The organism is Micromonospora sp. Utrum1, assembly GCF_057197805.1.
In genome coordinates this window covers 2,445,689-2,462,068 of sequence record NZ_CM170071.1, presented here as the reverse complement: position 1 = coordinate 2,462,068, position 16,380 = coordinate 2,445,689, and the positions used below count along the sequence as shown (strand labels likewise).

Annotated in this window: 17 protein-coding genes; 10 read left to right on the top strand and 7 right to left on the bottom strand. The window is 75.3% G+C overall.

All coding sequences use genetic code 11. From position 1 onward, the window contains the following. Positions 1 to 166: 166 nt before the first annotated feature. Positions 167 to 1,759: a phytoene desaturase family protein gene (locus AC0OLQ_RS11815; RefSeq protein ID WP_484531352.1), complete on the bottom strand. Its 1,593-nt coding sequence runs from the start codon at positions 1,757 to 1,759 to the stop codon at positions 167 to 169. A 72-nt stretch (positions 1,760 to 1,831) separates the two neighbouring features. Between AC0OLQ_RS11815 and AC0OLQ_RS11810 the strand changes: the two genes are divergently transcribed. Next, the gene (locus tag AC0OLQ_RS11810) at positions 1,832 to 3,265 is read left to right on the top strand and encodes an aldehyde dehydrogenase family protein (RefSeq protein WP_484531351.1); all 1,434 of its coding nucleotides are present in this window, start codon (positions 1,832 to 1,834) and stop codon (positions 3,263 to 3,265) included. A 60-nt stretch (positions 3,266 to 3,325) separates the two neighbouring features. On the opposite strand, the gene AC0OLQ_RS11805 is transcribed toward AC0OLQ_RS11810, so the two are convergent. Then, a complete protein-coding gene (locus tag AC0OLQ_RS11805; RefSeq protein ID WP_357333327.1) occupies positions 3,326 to 3,730 on the bottom strand; it encodes a ChaB family protein in 405 nt (134 codons plus the stop codon). Positions 3,731 to 3,872: 142 nt separating this feature from the next. Here AC0OLQ_RS11805 and AC0OLQ_RS11800 point away from each other — a divergent pair, with 142 nt between their 5' ends. The 4 genes from AC0OLQ_RS11800 to AC0OLQ_RS11785 all read left to right on the top strand — a co-directional run bounded on the left by AC0OLQ_RS11800 (position 3,873) and on the right by AC0OLQ_RS11785 (position 6,239). After that, on the top strand, positions 3,873 to 4,850 hold the full coding sequence (locus tag AC0OLQ_RS11800; protein ID WP_484531350.1) for a YihY/virulence factor BrkB family protein: 978 nt from the start codon (positions 3,873 to 3,875) through the stop codon (positions 4,848 to 4,850). An 86-nt stretch (positions 4,851 to 4,936) separates the two neighbouring features. Continuing rightward, positions 4,937 to 5,353, top strand: coding sequence for a DUF2795 domain-containing protein (locus tag AC0OLQ_RS11795; RefSeq protein ID WP_357333008.1), 417 nt, complete (start codon positions 4,937 to 4,939; stop codon positions 5,351 to 5,353). Between the two features lie 54 nt (positions 5,354 to 5,407). After that, on the top strand, positions 5,408 to 5,869 hold the full coding sequence (locus tag AC0OLQ_RS11790) for an SRPBCC family protein (RefSeq protein WP_357333009.1): 462 nt from the start codon (positions 5,408 to 5,410) through the stop codon (positions 5,867 to 5,869). 106 nt (positions 5,870 to 5,975) lie between these two features. Next, the gene (locus AC0OLQ_RS11785; RefSeq protein ID WP_484531349.1) at positions 5,976 to 6,239 is read left to right on the top strand and encodes a hypothetical protein; all 264 of its coding nucleotides are present in this window, start codon (positions 5,976 to 5,978) and stop codon (positions 6,237 to 6,239) included. A 42-nt stretch (positions 6,240 to 6,281) separates the two neighbouring features. Here AC0OLQ_RS11785 and AC0OLQ_RS11780 read toward each other — a convergent pair whose 3' ends face one another. After that, positions 6,282 to 7,514, bottom strand: a complete 1,233-nt coding sequence (locus AC0OLQ_RS11780) for an MFS transporter (RefSeq protein ID WP_484531348.1) — start codon at positions 7,512 to 7,514, stop codon at positions 6,282 to 6,284. Positions 7,515 to 7,691: 177 nt separating this feature from the next. Here AC0OLQ_RS11780 and AC0OLQ_RS11775 point away from each other — a divergent pair, with 177 nt between their 5' ends. Then, entirely contained in the window at positions 7,692 to 7,904 is a 213-nt protein-coding gene (locus AC0OLQ_RS11775; RefSeq protein WP_357333012.1) for a hypothetical protein, read from the top strand. Here AC0OLQ_RS11775 and AC0OLQ_RS11770 read toward each other — a convergent pair whose 3' ends face one another. Further along, positions 7,905 to 8,351, bottom strand: coding sequence for a hypothetical protein (locus AC0OLQ_RS11770; RefSeq protein ID WP_484531347.1), 447 nt, complete (start codon positions 8,349 to 8,351; stop codon positions 7,905 to 7,907). It abuts the gene before it with no gap. A gap of 164 nt (positions 8,352 to 8,515) precedes the next feature. On the opposite strand from AC0OLQ_RS11770, the gene AC0OLQ_RS11765 reads away from it, so the two are divergent. Beyond that, the gene (locus AC0OLQ_RS11765; RefSeq protein WP_357333014.1) at positions 8,516 to 8,878 is read left to right on the top strand and encodes a DUF6401 family natural product biosynthesis protein; all 363 of its coding nucleotides are present in this window, start codon (positions 8,516 to 8,518) and stop codon (positions 8,876 to 8,878) included. Positions 8,879 to 8,934: 56 nt separating this feature from the next. Here the strand turns inward: AC0OLQ_RS11765 and AC0OLQ_RS11760 are convergent, their stop codons facing one another. Next, complete coding sequence (locus AC0OLQ_RS11760; protein WP_484531346.1) at positions 8,935 to 9,798, bottom strand: membrane protein; 864 nt, start codon at positions 9,796 to 9,798, stop codon at positions 8,935 to 8,937. Positions 9,799 to 9,997: 199 nt separating this feature from the next. Between AC0OLQ_RS11760 and AC0OLQ_RS11755 the strand changes: the two genes are divergently transcribed. The 3 genes from AC0OLQ_RS11755 to AC0OLQ_RS11745 all read left to right on the top strand — a co-directional run bounded on the left by AC0OLQ_RS11755 (position 9,998) and on the right by AC0OLQ_RS11745 (position 14,299). Further along, positions 9,998 to 12,136 (top strand): SpoIIE family protein phosphatase, encoded by a 2,139-nt coding sequence (locus tag AC0OLQ_RS11755; RefSeq protein WP_484531345.1) that lies wholly within the window; start codon positions 9,998 to 10,000, stop codon positions 12,134 to 12,136. 41 nt (positions 12,137 to 12,177) lie between these two features. Next, positions 12,178 to 12,939: an HAD family hydrolase gene (locus AC0OLQ_RS11750; protein ID WP_484531344.1), complete on the top strand. Its 762-nt coding sequence runs from the start codon at positions 12,178 to 12,180 to the stop codon at positions 12,937 to 12,939. A 64-nt stretch (positions 12,940 to 13,003) separates the two neighbouring features. Next, the gene (locus tag AC0OLQ_RS11745; protein WP_484531343.1) at positions 13,004 to 14,299 is read left to right on the top strand and encodes a cation:proton antiporter; all 1,296 of its coding nucleotides are present in this window, start codon (positions 13,004 to 13,006) and stop codon (positions 14,297 to 14,299) included. Here the strand turns inward: AC0OLQ_RS11745 and AC0OLQ_RS11740 are convergent. Together AC0OLQ_RS11740 and AC0OLQ_RS11735 are read right to left on the bottom strand one after the other, a co-directional pair. Continuing rightward, positions 14,249 to 15,301, bottom strand: coding sequence for an anti-sigma factor RsbA family regulatory protein (locus tag AC0OLQ_RS11740; RefSeq protein ID WP_484531342.1), 1,053 nt, complete (start codon positions 15,299 to 15,301; stop codon positions 14,249 to 14,251). The two genes, AC0OLQ_RS11745 and AC0OLQ_RS11740, sit on opposite strands and share 51 nt — an antisense overlap. Positions 15,302 to 15,367: 66 nt before the next feature. Further along, a complete protein-coding gene (locus AC0OLQ_RS11735; RefSeq protein ID WP_484532328.1) occupies positions 15,368 to 16,315 on the bottom strand; it encodes an NAD(P)/FAD-dependent oxidoreductase in 948 nt (315 codons plus the stop codon). Between the last annotated feature and the right edge of the window lie 65 nt (positions 16,316 to 16,380).

Below are 16,380 nucleotides of genomic sequence, written 5' to 3'. Positions count from 1 at the left end.
CCGCCTCCCGCACCGACTTGGCCTCACGCTGCGTCATGATGACGCAGCGTGAGGCTTTGTCATCAGGCCACCACAACGCGGCGCCGGCTTTCGGTCGGGCCGGGCGCGAACGGGGTGCGCCACCCCGGGCGGCCGGCAGCCGCGCGCGAACGGCCCGGCGATCGGGTCAGCGGTAGACCGTGCGGTGGGCCGCGCCGATCACGCCCGCGTACAGGTCGCCGGTGAGCGCCCGGTCGCGGGCCAGGGCGGCCCGGGCCGCGTTCGCGCCGGGCGCGCCGTGCACCCCGCCGCCGGGGTGCGCCGAGGCGCTGGCCAGGAAGAGCCGGTCCACCGGGGTGTCCGCGCGGCCCAGGCCGGGGATCGGCCGCAGGAAGAGCTGCTGGTACGCGGCCGCGGTGCCGCCGCCCACCGCGCCGCCGACCAGGCTCGGCTCGGCGGCCTCCAGGTCGGCCGGGCCGGCCACGTGCCGCCCGACGATGAGCGAGCGGAAACCCGGGGCGGCCTCCTCCAGCACCTCCTCCATCCGCGTCACGTGCCCGGTGATCTCCTCGGCCCGCCAGTGCCGGCGGAACGGCAGGTGGGTGTACGACCACAGCGACTCGGTGCCCGGCGGGGAGTGGCTCGGGTCGGCCACCGACATCTGTCCCAGCAGCAGGAACGGGTGCCGGGGCAGTTCGCCGCGGGCCAGCTCCCCCGCGTACGCGGTGAGCCCGTTCAGGTCGGCGCCGAGGTGCACGGTGCCGGCGCCGGCCACCGCCCGGTTCTTCCACGGCACCGGCGCCGACAGCGCCCAGTCCACCTTGACCGTGGAGCCGTCCCACTGGAAGTGCGCGAGGTCCTCGACCAGCCGGGGCGGCAGCGCCGCCGGGCCGACCAGGTCCAGGTAGAGCGCCGGGGCGGGGACGTCGGCGAGCACCGCCCGCCGGGCCCGCCAGTCGGCGCCGCCGGCGGTGCGAACCCCCATGGCCCGGCCCCGGGCGGTCAGCACCCGGTCGACCCGGGCGCCGTACTCGATCCGGCCGCCGCGCTCGACCAGCCGGGCCACCAGCGCGTCGGTGATCTTCTGCGCGCCGCCGATCGGCACCGGCCAGCCGACCTGCTGGCCGAGCATGGCGAGCAGCCAGCCGTACACCCCGGAGCCGGCCTCCTCGGGCGACAGGTCGGTGTGCAGGGCGCAGCCGGCCAGCAGCGCCGGCCCGCCCTCGCCGGCGAAGAGTTCGTCGCCGAGCTTGCGTACCGGCACCACGAGCCGACGGGCCAGCCGCAGCGCGCCGGAGACCTTGAGCCGGCGCAGCAGGGTCAGCCCGCCCCGCACCGGCGGGAACGGGCTGGTGATGGTATCCAGCATGGGCTCGGCCACCTGGCACCAGTCCGCGTACGCGTGCCGCCAGCGGTCGCCGTCGCCGGGGGCGAACGCCTCAAGCGAGGCCGCGGTGACGTCCAGGTCCCGGTTGACCACGGCCGCGCGGCCGTCCGGAAGCAGGTGGGCCAGCACGTCCGGGGCGTGGGTCCAGGACAGCCCGTGCCGCTCCAGGCCCAGGTCGCGCAGCACCGGGGAGGCGTAGCCGAGGGGGTAGAAGGAGCTGTAGAGGTCGCTCAGGTAGCCGGGGGCGGTCACCTCCCCGGAGCGGACCGCCCCGCCGGGGACCTGGGTGGCCTCCAGTACCAGCACGTCCCAGCCCGCGTCCGCCAGCAGGTTCGCGGCCACCAGCCCGTTGTGCCCGGCCCCGATGACGACGGCGTCCGCGGTGGAAATCATCCGATCCGCCTACCCGTCCGGTTACCGGGCGAAACGCGTTTGCCGGGCCGGGGTCGGGGCATCCACTGCCGCATGTACACGGTTGCGCAGCTCATAGGTGGAGTCTGGGGTGCCGGTGGTGCGGGGGGCGAGCTGGTCGTACACGATCCGGCCGACGGCTCCCCGGTGACCACCGTGCCGGTGGCGACGGCGGACGAGGTGGCCAAGGCGGTCGAGGCCGCCCGGGGCGCGGCGGCGGAATGGGCGGGGACCGCTCCGGCGGAACGGGCGGCGGCGCTGCACCGCGCGGCGGACGCGGTCGAGGCCGCCGCCGACGAGTTGGCGCAGGCCACCACGGCGGAGATGGGCAAGCCGCTGGACGACGCGCGCGGTGGCGTGGCGGCGGGCATCGGCACCCTGCGACAGTACGCCGAACTCGGCCCGGTGCGGGGCGGGCGGACCCTGCACGGCGCCCCGTCCGCCCTGGACTTCATGGCCCCCGAACCGCGCGGCGTGGTCGCCGCGATCACCCCCTGGAACGACCCGGTGGCGGTCTCCTCCGGCCTGCTCGGCGCGGCCCTGGTCACCGGCAACGTGGTGCTCTACAAGCCGAGCGAGCGCACCCCGGCGACCGGCTGGCTGCTCGCCCGGGCCCTGGACTCGGCGCTGCCGGCCGGGGTGCTGTCGCTGCTCACCGGTGGCGCGGAGGTGGGCGCGGCGCTGGCCGGCCAGGAGGTGGACGTGGTCGCCCACGTCGGCTCCACCGCCACCGGCCGGGCGATCGCGGCCGCCGGGGCCCGGACCGGCGCGAAGGTGCTGCTGGAGAACGGCGGCAGCGACCCCCTGGTCGTGGACGCGCACGTGGATCCGGTCTGGGCGGCCGAGCAGGCGGCGCTGGGCTGCTTCGCCAACGCCGGGCAGATCTGCGTCGCGGTGGAGCGGATCTACGTGCACCGGGACGTGGCCGAGGACTTCGTCGACGCGTTGGTCGAGCGGGCCGAGGAGCTCGCCGTGGGCCCGGGGCGGGACCCGGGGACCCAGCTCGGGCCGCTGGTCGACCGGCGGCACCGGGACCACGTGCACGGGCAGGTCACCGCGGCGGTGGCCGAGGGGGCGCGGGTGCGCACCGGCGGCGCCGTGCCGGACGGACCGGGCGCGTTCTACCCGGCGACGGTGGTCAGCGACTGCCGGCACGAGATGACGCTGGTCCGCGAGGAGACCTTCGGGCCGGTCGCCCCGGTGGTCGTGGTCGACTCGTTCAGCGAGGGGCTGCGCTGCGCGGCCGACTCCCCGTACGGGCTGGCCGCCACGGTGCTGACCGGCTCGATGAGCCACGCCCACCGGGCCTGGCGCGAGCTGCCGGTGGGCACCGTCAAGGTCAACGCGGTGTTCGGGGGCGCGCCGGGTGGTGCCGCGCAGCCGCGCCGCGGCAGCGGCCAGGGTTTCGGGTACGGCCCGGAGCTGCTCGACGAGTTCAGCACGACGAAGGCGGTGCACATCGAGGCTCCGGGCGGCGGCCACTGGTGAGCGGGCCGACGGGAGCCCGGGACCTGCGCGGTCCCGGGCTCCGGTGTCGTCGCCGGCCGGTCAGCGGCCGCCGCGGGCCTCGCGGGTGGCGTTGTTGTTCGCCTTCTCGATCGCCTTGACCAGCTCCGGCTTGGTCATCCGGGACCGGCCCGGCACGTCGAGCTTCTTGGCCACCTCCATGAGGTGCTCCTTCTTGGCGTTGGCGTCCACCCCGCCGGCCGTGGGTGCCCGCCGGGCCGGGCCGCCGCCGGCCGCCTGCCGGTCGCTCGGGCCCTTACGCCCCTTCGGCTCCCAGTGGTCGCCGACCTTCTCGTACTCGTGCTTCACCGCGGCGAAGGCGGTGCGGTGCGCCCGCTCCCCCTCGCCGTACGTCTCGACCGCCGAGTCGTGCGTCTTCTCCCAGGTTCGCTGCGCCTTCGCCGGGGAGCGCCGCAGCGTGCTGGGCAATACCTCGCGCCCGGGCATCTCGTCCTCCTCCGTCTGCATGGATTCCCTACTCGTTCCCGCCGGTCCGAAGCACAAACCGGCACCCGGTTTGTCGATTTGCCGGCCGGGGTACCGCCGGGCCACGTGCCGGTGGTGCGCCCGGCGCGCGGAGGAGGCGGTCATGACGGCGACGACGGACGCGGCAGCCGGTGGCCGGCAGCGGGCCCGGATCCCCCGCCGGGTACGCCAGTTGAGCTGGGCGACCTGGCGCGGGGTGCTGTTCCGCAGCGGGCGCAACTTCGTCAAGGACAACTGCGCCGACTGGGCCGCGGCGCTCACCTACTACGGCGTGCTGGCGCTCTTTCCCTCCACCATCGTGGTGGTCGCCCTGGTCGGGCTGGTCTCCGACGGGCCGCGCACGGTGGACACCGTGATCGACCTGGCCCGCGAGATCGGGGCCGGTTCGGTGGTGGGCAACGACGCCTTCGTCACCGTGGTGCGCAACGTGGTCGAGCAGCGGGGCTCGGCGAAGGTGCTGCTCAGCTTCGGTCTGCTCGGCGCGCTCTGGTCGGCGTCCGGCTTCATCGGCGCGTTCACCCGGGCCTCCAACGCGATCTACGGGGTCGAGGAGGGGCGGCCGTTCTACCGGCTGCGGCCGCTGCAGATCGGGCTCGCCGCGGTGTCGCTGGTGCTGCTCGCCGGGGTGGCGCTGGGGCTGATCGTCAGCGGCCCGGTCACCGACTTCGTGGGCGACCGGCTGCACGCCGGCGGGCTGACCCGCACGGTGTGGACGGTGGCGAAGTGGCCGGTGCTCGCGCTGGTGGCGATGATGCTGCTGTCGCTGCTGTTCTGGATCGCACCGAACGTCCGGCAGCCCCGGTTCCGCTGGCTCACCCCGGGCGGCGCGCTGGCCCTGCTGGCCTGGGTGGTGGCCTCCTTCGGCTTCGGCCTCTACGTGGCCAACTTCGGCTCGTACGACGTGACCTACGGCAGCCTGGGCGCGGTCATCGCCTTCCTGGTCTGGCTCTACCTGTCGAACTGCGCGCTCATGCTCGGCGTGCAGGTCAACGCGGAACTCCAGCGGGGCCGGGTGATGCAGGCCGGCGTCGAGGATCCGGGCGAGCCGGTGCTGGCGCCCCGCGCCCCGGCCGCTTCCTGACCGGCTTCGCCCGATTCGAGGGGCGATGACCGGCTCGGCCAGCCGCCGTCGGTTTACCGGCGGCCCTCTCGGGCATGTCTGTGGGCATGGAACGTGCCAGCAGCAAGCACTCACCCAGGCTCGACGAGCAGATGAGCAGCGAGGTGAATGGCCTGATCCAGGGGCCGGGTACCGGAGGCTCCCGGGTGGAGGAGCACCGCGTGCCGGAACCGGCCGGGGAGGACCAGCCCGAGGCCACCACGGCCCCGGCGGGCGAGCTGCGCACCGGCGCCCCGAAGGGGATGAGCTCGGAGGACGTGGAGGGCCGCAGCCGCCTCGGCCGGTTCATCACGATGTCCGCCCTGCCGGGCGACCGGGAGACGCTGGTGGCCAACGCCCGGGAGAACGAGGCGCCGGACGACATCGTGGCGGCGCTGCAGAGCCTGCCCGAGGGCACCCGTTACCAGACGGTTTCCGAGGTGTGGGCCGCGCTCGGGCACAAGAACGAGACGACGCGCTGGTGAGCGGATCGGCCCACGGTCCGGGAGCAGACACCGGCGGACAGGAGGAAGACTGACATGAGCGGCGTTATGGAACACGTGGACGTGGCCGTCCCGGTCCGCACCGCCTATGACCAGTGGACGCAGTTCGAGGAGTTTCCGCACTTCATGGAGGGTGTCCAGGAGGTGCGGCAGCTCTCCGACACGATGACCCACTGGACGGTGGAGATCGCCGGCGTGAAGCGCGAGTTCGACGCCGAGATCACCGAGCAGCTGCCCGACGAGCGGGTGGCCTGGCGCTCCACCGGGGGCACCGAGCAGGCCGGTGTGGTGACCTTCCACCGCCTGGACGAGGGGAACACCCGGGTCACCCTGCAGCTGGAGTTCGAACCGCAGGGCATGGTCGAGAAGGCCGGCGACAAGTTGGGCGTGGTGGACCGCCGGGCCAAGGGAGACCTGGCGCGGTTCAAGACGTTCATCGAGCGGCGCGGTCAGGAGACCGGCGCCTGGCGCGGCAAGGTCGACCGGCCGACTCCCTGAGTCGCCGACCCCCGGGTACGCGAACCTCGATGGCCGCCGGTGTTCCGGCGGCCATCGCCGCGTCCGGGGGCCGTTTGCGATCATCCGGCCCGGGTACCGCAGGGGAATGACCGACAATGACAGCCACGTGTGGCGCGACGAGGAACGCACTCCCCTGCGCGAGCTGGACCGGGCGATCGCCCGGTCGACCCTCGACGGGCAGGCGGACGATGTCACCGGCAACGACGCCGGCGAGGAGGCCGCGTTCGGCCACGGGCCGGAGGCGGTGGACCGGGGCGCCGGCCCGGAGGCCGAGCGGCGGGAGATGACCGACGCCGACCGGGCGTACCGGCCGTCGACCACCGGCCGGACCGGTCCGGACACCATGTGAGCCGTCCTTCGGGAGCCCGGAGGACGCGCGGTCGGCGGTCGCTCAGGAATCCGGGCGGCCCCGGCGGGCGCCGGCGGCGTGCAGGGCGATGAGCGCCAACGCGAGCGCCACCAGCGTCGGGCCGAGCGTGGCCACCGAGACCCGGGCCAGCAGCACCCCCACCGCGGCCGGCACCAGGGCGGCGCCGAGGCCGGCCGCGCCGATCTGGAGGCCGATGGCCCGGTCCGCGTGGTCGCGGCCCACCCGTTCCGCGGTGGTCAGGGTGAGCAGCGGGAAGACCGGTGCCGCCGCGAAGCCCACCACCAGCAGGCCGGCGACGGTGACCCAGCCCGGGGCGGGCAGCGCGATCAGCACCGCTCCACCGGCCATGCCGAGCAGGCTGCCCCGCAGCACCCGGGCGGTGCCGAGACGCTCCGCCACCACCCCCTGCACCACCCGTCCCACGAAGAGGCTGCCCCAGTAGCCGGAGACGCAGAGCCCGGCGACCGCGGCGGAGAGCCCGCGCCCCTCGGTGAGCAGCAGGAACGCCCAGAGCCCGGTGGACACCTCGATCGCCACGTAGACGGCGAAGGCGGCCCCGCCGAGCCAGACGGCCGGCAGCCGCAGCGTCGCGCCGATCGAGGCCCGCCGCGCAGCCGCGCCGGCGGGCTCGCCGGGCACCACCTGTGGGGCGATCGGGTCGGGCGGCAGGGTCGCGCCGGCCGGCGGGCCGCCCCGCCACAGCCGCACGGTGAGCGCGAACGCGGTGGCCAGGGCGAGCTGGGCGGCGGCCACCAGGGCGTACCCCCACCGCCAGCTCAGTCCGGCACCGAGCACCCCGGTCATGATCAGGGGCCCGATCGCCACGCCGAGCCCGAAGAACGCGTGCATCCAGTTCATGTGCCGGGGGCCGAAGGCGGCGGCCGCGTACGCGTTGAGCCCGGCGTCGATCGCCCCGGAGCCGAGCCCGAGCACCAGCGCGAAGCCGACCATGACGGCGAGCGCGGGGGTGGACGCGTACCCGGTCAGGGCGACGCCGGCCAGCAGGGTGCTGCCGGCGAGCAGCCAGCCGACGCCGAGCCGGGCCAGGGTGAACCCGGCGAGCACGCTGGAGGTCAGGTAGGCCACCGTGCCCGCGGTGAGGACCACCCCGACCGCCTCGGTCGGCACGTCCAGGTCCAGCCGGATCGACGGCCAGCCGACCCCGATCAGGCCGTCGGGCAGCCCCAGGCTGACGAAGGCGAGGTAGGCCAGGAGCAGCAGGGCCGGGCGGGGCGGGGCGGGGGCGCGGGACACGAGAGCCCATCCTGCCCAGCCCGCACCCGTGCCGGCGGACCGGGTGCGGCGGCGGTGACCTGATGCTCAGCCGAAAGGACAAAAAGGAAGATACGGACGGCCGGTAAAACGGACAGCCCATCCAGAATCGGCCGAACGGCTGACGGCGATGCCCCCACCCCGCGTAAGACTTTCGGGATGCAACAGGGCTCCGGTTTCCTCTCCCAGCGTCAGCGCCGCCTGGCGTGGCTCGGCTTCCTGCTCGCCGCGATCCAGGCGCCCGTCGCCGCCAAACTGGTCGACGACAGCTCCTGGCTGTTCAGCCTCGTGGTGGCGCTCATGGTGGCGACCGTGATCATCGCCGACGACGGCGCACGCCGCCGCCCGGCACAGGCCCGCTCCTCGGACTGATCAGCCCTCGGCGGGGCGCGCCTCGTGCCCCGGCCGCCCCTGGCTGCGGCGGCGCTCCTTCATCTCCGCCTCGTAGAGGTGCCGCCGGCCACCGACCAGCTCGTCGCGGGCCTCCCGGTCCAGCTCCCGGAAGAGCGCGTAGTACCCGTCGTCGAAGTCCTCGACGATCTGGAAGGTCCAGCGTCCCGCGATGACGTTGCGTCCGAGCAGGTCCTTCTCGATCCGCTCGGCGAGCTGCGGGTGCCCGGCGGAGCGGAACAGCGCCACGGCGTCGTCGAGCATCAGGTCGGCGTGCCCGATCAGCTGGTGCAGCGAGTAGAGGTGCCCGCGGACCCGCTCGACGCACTCCAGCGCCTCGCTGAGCTTGCCCAGGGCCTCGACCGTGGCGTCACTCACGCCCGCCGGCCGGCGGTGCGCCTGGTCCGGTCCGTCGACCTGCTGTCCCATTCCGTTCCTCCGCGGGGTCGGCTGCGCGGTCTGCGCGGTTTCCCTTCTGCCCCCGGACGCGCCGCTCAATCCCGGCGGGCGAGGCCGGCCGTCGCCCGGCCGACCCGGGCATCGGCCGGTCGGCCGAGGTCGGCCCGCTCGCGGCGGGACTAGCCTCGGTCACCATGCGCGTGCCGAACAACCGGGTGGCGACCCGTTCCGCGGCGGTGGCCGCGAGGTCCAGCCTCACCACGCTCACCGCTGCCGTCGGCACCGCCGGCCTGGCCGCGGCCGCCGCCAACCCCGGCCTGCTGGCCGCGGTCGACCAGCACGCCGCGGCCGTCCGCGACAGCCTGGACGGCGACCGCCGCCCACTGACCGTGGCGGCGCTCGCCGGCTACGCCGAGGGGGTGCGCGACGCGGCGCGGGAGAACGGCTGGCAGCCGCCGGTCGAGCCGATCGACTGGTCGGAGCCGGACTGGCTGCTCACCCGCCTGCTCGCGGTCTGCCTGCTGACCCGCGCGCTGGACCCCCGCGACCTGGCCTGAGACACGGCGGAGGGCGCCCGCGATCGCCCGCGGACACCCTCCTCGCCCTGTTCTCCTCAGCCGTTCGGCCGGCGGAACTGCTGGGTCTCGTCGCCCACGTTGCCGGACTGGTACGTGCCCTGCGCGCCGGACATCGACGACTGCGGCATGACCGGGGTGGGCTGGCCGCCCCGGTCGGCCATCTGCCGCTCGTAGTCGCTGCGACCGGCACCCTGCGCCTGGCGCTGCTCCTTGAACGCCCGGGACTCCTCGGCGGCCCGGTTGAGCCACCCGTCCCAGCGGGCCTGCATCGGCTTGATGAGACCACCCCCGACGCCGACCACCAGGATGCCGGCGATCGTGCCCAGGAACGCGATGAGCACCGGCGTGGTGACCGTGGTGGCGATGCCCACCTGGTTCAGCGCGGCGATCACGCCGAGCGCCAGGATGAAGACCGCCGCCAGGTCGGCCAGCACCCGGCCGTACGAGAGCCCGCCGAGCGCGCCCGAGACGAGGTCCCGGACCGCGTTGGCGATGGCCGCGGCGATGACCACGATGATGATCGCCACGAAGGCCCGCGGCAGCCACGAGACGATGCCGCGGATCAGGTCACTGATCGCGTTGGGTCCCCACACCCCGAAGGCGAACTGCAGGGTGAACAGCAGGACCGCGTAGTAGGCCAACTTGGCCAGGATGTCGCTGGCGTCGTACCTGGTGCGTTCGAGCGCGCGTTTGATGCCGCCGCGTTCGACGGCCCGGTCGAACCCCACCCGTTCCAGTGCCGCGTCCACGATTTTGAGGACGGCTCGGGCGATGAGCCAGCCCACCACGAGGATCGCGATGAACGCGATGGCCCTCGGGATGAAGAGCAGCACCGACCTCCAGAAATCGGTCAGGGCGTCACCGATGTCGGCCTGCCCGACCGCGAGGGTTTTCGGCATGTTGTCCCTCCTGTCGCGTGAACTGCGCCGCCCGCATACCCGGTGGTTTCGGCAGCACGCCGGGCCGACCCCGCCAATTTCCCGACATGCCCGACCGAACCGGCCGTGACCTGCCCTGGCACCCGCTCTGGGACCGGCCGGCGGTCGACGCGCGCGGCTGATGGAAACCTGACAGCCAGGCTCCGGTTAGGCTGCGGTCATGCCAGGCACCCTCGGGCGGGTCCCCACGCCATCTGCCCCCACCCCGGGAGCGCCCGCCGGGTCGGGCGCCACCGGGTCGGGCGCGGCCATCGTCCTGGCCCACCCGTGGGCGGACACACCGCTCGGTCCACCGGAGGGCTGGGACCCGGCGGTACGCGCCGTGGTCGACCTGGTGCTGGCCTCGCCGGTGCCGATGGCGCTGCTGTACGGCGAGGACCTGGTCCTGCTCTACAACGACGGGTACGCGGAGCTGATCGGCGAGCGGCACCCGGCGGCGCTCGGCCGGCCGGCGGCCGAGGTGTTCGCCGACCTCTGGCACGACCCGGTCGCCGGCGAGGTGGTCAGCCGGGTCTACCGGCGGGGCGAGCCCTACCTGGAGCGGGAGGCGGTGCTGCCGGTCGACCGGCACGGCGCCGGTCCCGCCGAGCCGGCGGTGTTCACCCGCGGCTACTCCCCGGTCCGCGACTCCACCGGCCGGATCATCGGCGTGCTCACCGTGGCCGCCCAGACCACCCAGGTCACCCGGCAGTTGCAGAGCCTGAGCGACTTCGCGGCCGCGCTCTCCGGCACCCTCACCCTGGACGACGTCGCCCGGGTCACGCTGCGCTACTGCCTGCACTCCTTCGACGCCGACCGGGTCTCGTTCCTGGTCGACGAGGGCTCCGCCTGGCGGATGGTCCGCCGGGTCCGGGGTGAGCTGCTGGACGAGGCCGACGAGCGGCTGCCGCCGCTGTGGCGGCGGCAGCCCGCCGACTCGGCCGTCCCGATCGTGGTCACCGCGCGCAGCGGCGTGTCGTCCTTCGTCTCCGACGGCCAGCCGCTGCGGGACACCGCGGCGGACCGGCACGACGAGAAGATCCGGGCGCTCGCCTCGCTGCCGCTGCGCTCGACGGTGATCCGCGGCGCGCTCACCGTCGGCTACCAGGCCGCGCACCCGTGGTCGCCCGCGGAGCGGGCGCTGCTCGCCGCCTCGGCGGAGCTGGTCGGCCAGGCCGCCGAGCGGGCCCGCCGCTTCGAGACCCAGCACGGCACCGCCCAGCTGCTGCAACGCAGCATGCTCCCGGAGCAGCTGCCCGACCTGCCCCGGCTGCGGATCGCCGCCCGCTACGACCCCGGCGTCGACGGCAACGCGGCCGGCGGCGACTTCTACGACGCGTTCGTGCTGCCCACCGGCGCGCTCGGCGTGGTGCTCGGCGACGTGGCCGGGCACGACGTGCAGGCCGCCGCCCGGATGGGCCAGGTACGCGCCGCGCTGCGCGCGCTGGCCCTCTCCGACCCCCGGCCGGACACGGTGCTCGGCGGGCTGGACCGGCTGGTCGCCAGCCTGGGCGTCGAGGGCGGCACCCACGAACTCTTCGTCACCGTGGTGTTCGGGGTGGTCGAGGCCGACCGGGAGCGGATCACGCTGGCCAGCGCCGGCCACCCCGCGCCGCTGATCCGGCGCTGCCCGCCCGAGGGCGAGCCGGTCGCCGAGTACGTCGAGGTGCCGCCCGCACCGCCGCTGGGCCTGGGCGGCCGTCCACGGACGGTCACCGTGCCGTTCCGCCCCGGCGACACCCTGCTGCTGTTCAGTGACGGGGTGGTCGAGCGGCGCTGGCAGGACCTCACCGCCGGGCTGGCCGGGCTCGGCACGGCGGTGACCGCCGCGAGCAGCGGCGACCCGCGGGCGCTCTGCGCGGTGGCGACCGCCGCCGTGCCGGGCGCCACCGAGGACGACGTGGCCGTGCTGGCGGTGGAGCACGCGGTGAAGCCGAGCCGGTCGGCCAGCATGGAGGTGCCGGCGGAGCCGACCGCGCCGAGCCGGGTCCGGCACTGGATGACCGCCCAGCTCACCGACTGGCAGGTGCCCGAGGCGGTGGTCGGCGCGGCGGTGCTCTGCACCAGCGAGCTGACCACCAATGCCCTGCTGCACGCCGGCACCGCCGCCCGGGTCGAGATCGACCTGAGCGCCGAGCGGCTGCTTGTCTCGGTCGCTGACTCCGGCACCCGCGGGCAGGTGACCCGGGCGCAGACCGACACGCTGAGCAGCCGCGGGCGCGGGCTCGGGCTGATCGAGGAGCTGAGCGACGCCTGGGGCACCGACCCCACGGTGCGCGGCTCGACGGTCTGGTTCGAAATCCTCATCCCCGCCGGGTGAGTCGCGCGTCGGCGCCGGCCCGGGCGGGTAGAAGGGGAGCCATGCCTGACGACAACCGCTGCGGCGTCCTCTTCGACGTGGACGGCACCCTGGTCGACACCACGTATCTGCACACGGTGAGCTGGTGGGAGGCGCTCCGCCAGGGTGACCACCGGGTGCCGATGGCGCGGATCCACCGGGCCATCGGGATGGGTTCGGACAAGCTCCTCGACCACCTGCTCGGCGCCGAGCGGGACCGGGACGCGGACGGCAAGCTGCGCGACACGCACGACGCCCTGTACGCCGAGTACTGGGAGCGGCTGGCGCCGCTGCCCCGGGCGGTGGACCTGCTGCGCGCCTGCGCTGCCCGCGGGCTGCGGGTGGTGCTGGCCACCTCGGCGGCCGAGCACGAGGTGGCCGCCCTCCGGGCCGCCCTCGACGCGGACGACGTGATCGACACGGTCACCTCCTCGGCCGACGCGAAGGAGAGCAAGCCGGCGCCGGACATCCTGGAGGCCGCGCTGGCCCAGTCGGGCCTGGCCGCCGAGCGGGTGGTGTTCGTCGGCGACTCGGTCTGGGACGTCGCCGCCGCCGGCAAGCTGGACGTCCCGTGCATCGGCCTGACCTGCGGCGGCACCAGCCGCGGCGAGCTGGCGGGCTCCGGCGCGGTGGCCGTCTACGACGACCCGGCCGGCCTGCTGGACGGCCTGGCCGACAGCGCCATCGCCACCCTCACCGATCCGGCGAGGTCGGTTCGCGCCCCGGGCCGGGCCGGTGACACGGTGACCGGTCCCACCGGGGAGAAGACGGACACGGAGGCATAGCCCACCCCGCTACGGGGCACTGGTGACCACCTGCCCGCACGGTGCGCGGCGGAAGGGTGGTGCCGTGGAACCGGTCGATGTCGCGTTCGCCCTGCTGGGCGTCGGCGCGCTGCTGGCGGGGATCCTGCCCCGGGTGCTGGAACGCCGGCCGCTGTCGATGCCGATCGCCTTCCTCTGCCTGGGCATGCTGGTCTTCCTGCTGCCCACCGGGCTGCCGACCCCGGACCCGCTGCGCTGGCCGGAGCTGACCACCCACCTCACCGAGGTCGGCGTGATCGTCGCGCTGATGGGCGCCGGCCTGAAGATCGACCGGCCGTTGAGCTGGGCGCGCTGGGCGTCGACCTGGCGGTTGCTGGCCGTCGCCATGCCGCTGTGCATCGTCGCGGTGGCGCTGCTCGGTTGGTGGTGGGCCGGCCTGGTGCCGGCCGCGGCCCTGCTGCTGGGCGCCGCGCTCGCCCCGACCGACCCGGTGCTCGCCTCCGACGTGCAGGTGGGCGAGCCGACCGACGTGGAGGACTCGGAGGACGAGGTGCGCTTCGCGCTCACCTCCGAGGCCGGGCTGAACGACGGACTGGCCTTTCCCTTCGTGTACGCGGCCATCGCGATCGCCACCACCAGCCTCGCGCCGGCGGACTGGCTGGCCCGCTGGCTCGCCGTCGACGTGCTCTACAAGCTCGCCGTCGGGGTGGGCGGCGGGCTGCTCATCGGCTGGCTGCTCGGCAAGCTCTTCTTCCGGGCCCCGAGCCAGCTGCGGCTGGCCCGGCACGCTGAGGGCTTCCTCGCCCTCGCCGCGACCTTCCTGGCGTACGGGCTGGTCGAGGTGGTCGGCGGGTACGGCTTCCTGGCCGTCTTCGTAGCCGCCCGGGCGATCCGGGCCGCCGAGCGCACCCACGAGTTCCACTCCGTGCTGCACGACTTCGCCGAGCAGGTCGAGCGGCTGCTCACCGTGCTGTTGCTGCTGCTCTTCGGCGGCGCGGTGATCGGCGGCCTGCTCGCCCCGCTGACCTGGCCGGCGGCGCTGGTCGGGCTGGCCCTGGTCCTGGTGATCCGGCCGCTGGCCGGCTGGCTGTCGCTGCGCGGGGCGCCGGGACGCCCGGCCGAGCACTGGGTGATCTCGCTGTTCGGCATCCGCGGCGTGGGCTCGTTCTACTACCTGGCGTACGCCACCAGCAGGACGGAGTTCCCGCAGGCCGAGCTGGTCTGGGCCACGGTCGGCCTGGTGGTGGTGGTCTCGGTGGTGGCGCACGGGATCGCCGCCACCCCGGTCATGCAGCTGCTGGACCGGGCGGGCGAACGGACCGGGGATCCCTCAGAGCGGGGCCGGACGGACGAACCCGCCCTGGGCGGCGTCGGCGGCTGACCGGGGCGCCGGCACCCGGGCGGCCGGCAGCTCCAGGCGCAGCCGCACGGTGGTCACCCCGTCGGCGACGTGCACGTCCACCAGGTCGCAGAGCCGGTGCACCAGGAGCAGCCCCCGGCCGCGCACGCTGGCCGGCGGCGGCGGGATCCGGCCGGCCAGGGGATCGGCCAGCTCACCCGGGCCGGTCACCTCGCAGACCAGCTCGCCCGCGGCGGCCCAGCACCGCGCGACGGCCGGTCCGGCGCCGTGGGTGAGCGCGTTGGAGGCCAGCTCGGTGACGGCGATCCGCAGGTCGTCGACCCGCTCCGCGGCGAGCCCGGCCGCCTCGGCGACGGCGGCGACCGCCGCGCGCAGCGCCGCGAGCCGGTCCGGCCGGACCGGCTCGGTGAGCGCGCCGCCGGGCGGCGGAGGCAGCGGGCGGGCCAGCCGGCTCAGCAGCGCCCGGGGCGGCCGGTAGCCGGCACTGGGCCGGGCCACTCCCCCGCTGACCAGCCGGGGATGGGTCCGGGCGACGTCGGCCAGCGCCCCGGCCGGCAGCCGGGACCGGTCGAACAGGCAGCGCGCGGTGAGCGGCTGGTCGGCGAGACCGAGATTGATCAGCACCTCGTGCTCGACGCAGTGCCGGTACGCGGCCGGCCGCCGGCCCGGCCAGAGCGCCTCCCCGACCACCCGGACCCGGCGGCCGGGGAACCGGTGGACGAGGTCGCGCAGCGTGGCCGCGATGATGGTCGCCGGGTTGCGCCCGATCACCGCCATGTCGGCCAGGTCGACACCGTCGAGCGGGTCGAGCAGCGGCCGGACCAGGGGCAGCCGGTGCGTGGGCACGGCGACCAGCACCGGCTCGCCGGCGGCCCGCCCGGCCTCGACGAACTCTTCGACGGCGGCGAGGTAGTCCTGGTCGTGGGTGTAGAGCAGGGCGTCGTGGCGCAGCCCACCGTCCGGGAACGGCGACCGGTCGAGACCGGTCCCGCCGTCTCCCGGCCGACCGCCGGCGCCGTTCACTGCGCGTACACCTCCCCGACGAACGATACCCGTGGGTGACGGGCCGCCTGCGCGCAGTGGGACCGGTCAGCCACGGTCCGCGAGCAGCCGGGTGGCCAGGGCCCGGCCCAGGTCCCGGCCGGAGCGCCAGGCGCCCTGCACCCGCGGCCGCCCGAAGGCGTCGCCGGCCAGCCCGATGCCGTCGTCGTCCAGGTGGTAGGCACCCTCGCCGCCAGCGGTCGGCTTCGCGTACGTCCAGCGGTGCACGTGGGTCAGCTCGGCCGGCTCGGGCAGGCCGAACAGGTCGCGGACGGCCTGCTCGACGGCCGGGGCGGCGGCGGTGGGCTGGAGCAGATGCCCGGCGGCGAACTCGGGGGTGGTGTGCGCGACCAGCACCGGGGCGGCGTCGCCACGCCGGTCGCCGTCGTCGCAGACCAGGCTCAGCACCGGGTGCCCGTTGACGAACGCGCCCCGGAAGTCCGGCCAGCGGCGCGCGGGGAAGCGCAGCACCGCGGCCAGCGCCGAGGACCAGCGCTGGACCGCCACCGCCCGGGTGGCCGCCGCCAGCGCGGGGTCGAGCAGCAGGGCGGCCTGCGGGCCCGGCATGGCCAGCACCACCGCCTCGGCCGCCCGCCCGTCCACCCGCGGGCCCGGCTCGACCGTCATGACCAGGCGGTTGTGGGCCACCGGCAGGTCCCGGGCCAGGTGTTCCACCAGCGAGCGGAGCCCGCGCGGGGCGGCCCACCGCATCGGGCCGGCCACCTCCTCGCGCCCCCGCGGCCCGTACGCCACCAGCGTGTCGGTCCACTCGCGGGCCAGGCCCGCGGCGCGCCAGCCCTCGACCACCGCGGCGAAGTCGGAGTCGTCGACGGTGAAGTAGGCGGCGCCCAGATCCACGGGACGGCCCGCGAAGCGCTTGCTGGCCATCCGCCCGCCGGTCACCCGGGCCCGTTCCCGGACCTCCATGGGGATGCCGGCCCGGGCCAGCTCGGCGGCGCAGGCCACCCCGGCGATGCCCGCGCCGACCACCACCACACCCGCCCGGTCCGCAGTCACCGGCTGATCGTAGGCGGCGGCCGGCATGAAGACCCCGGGACCGG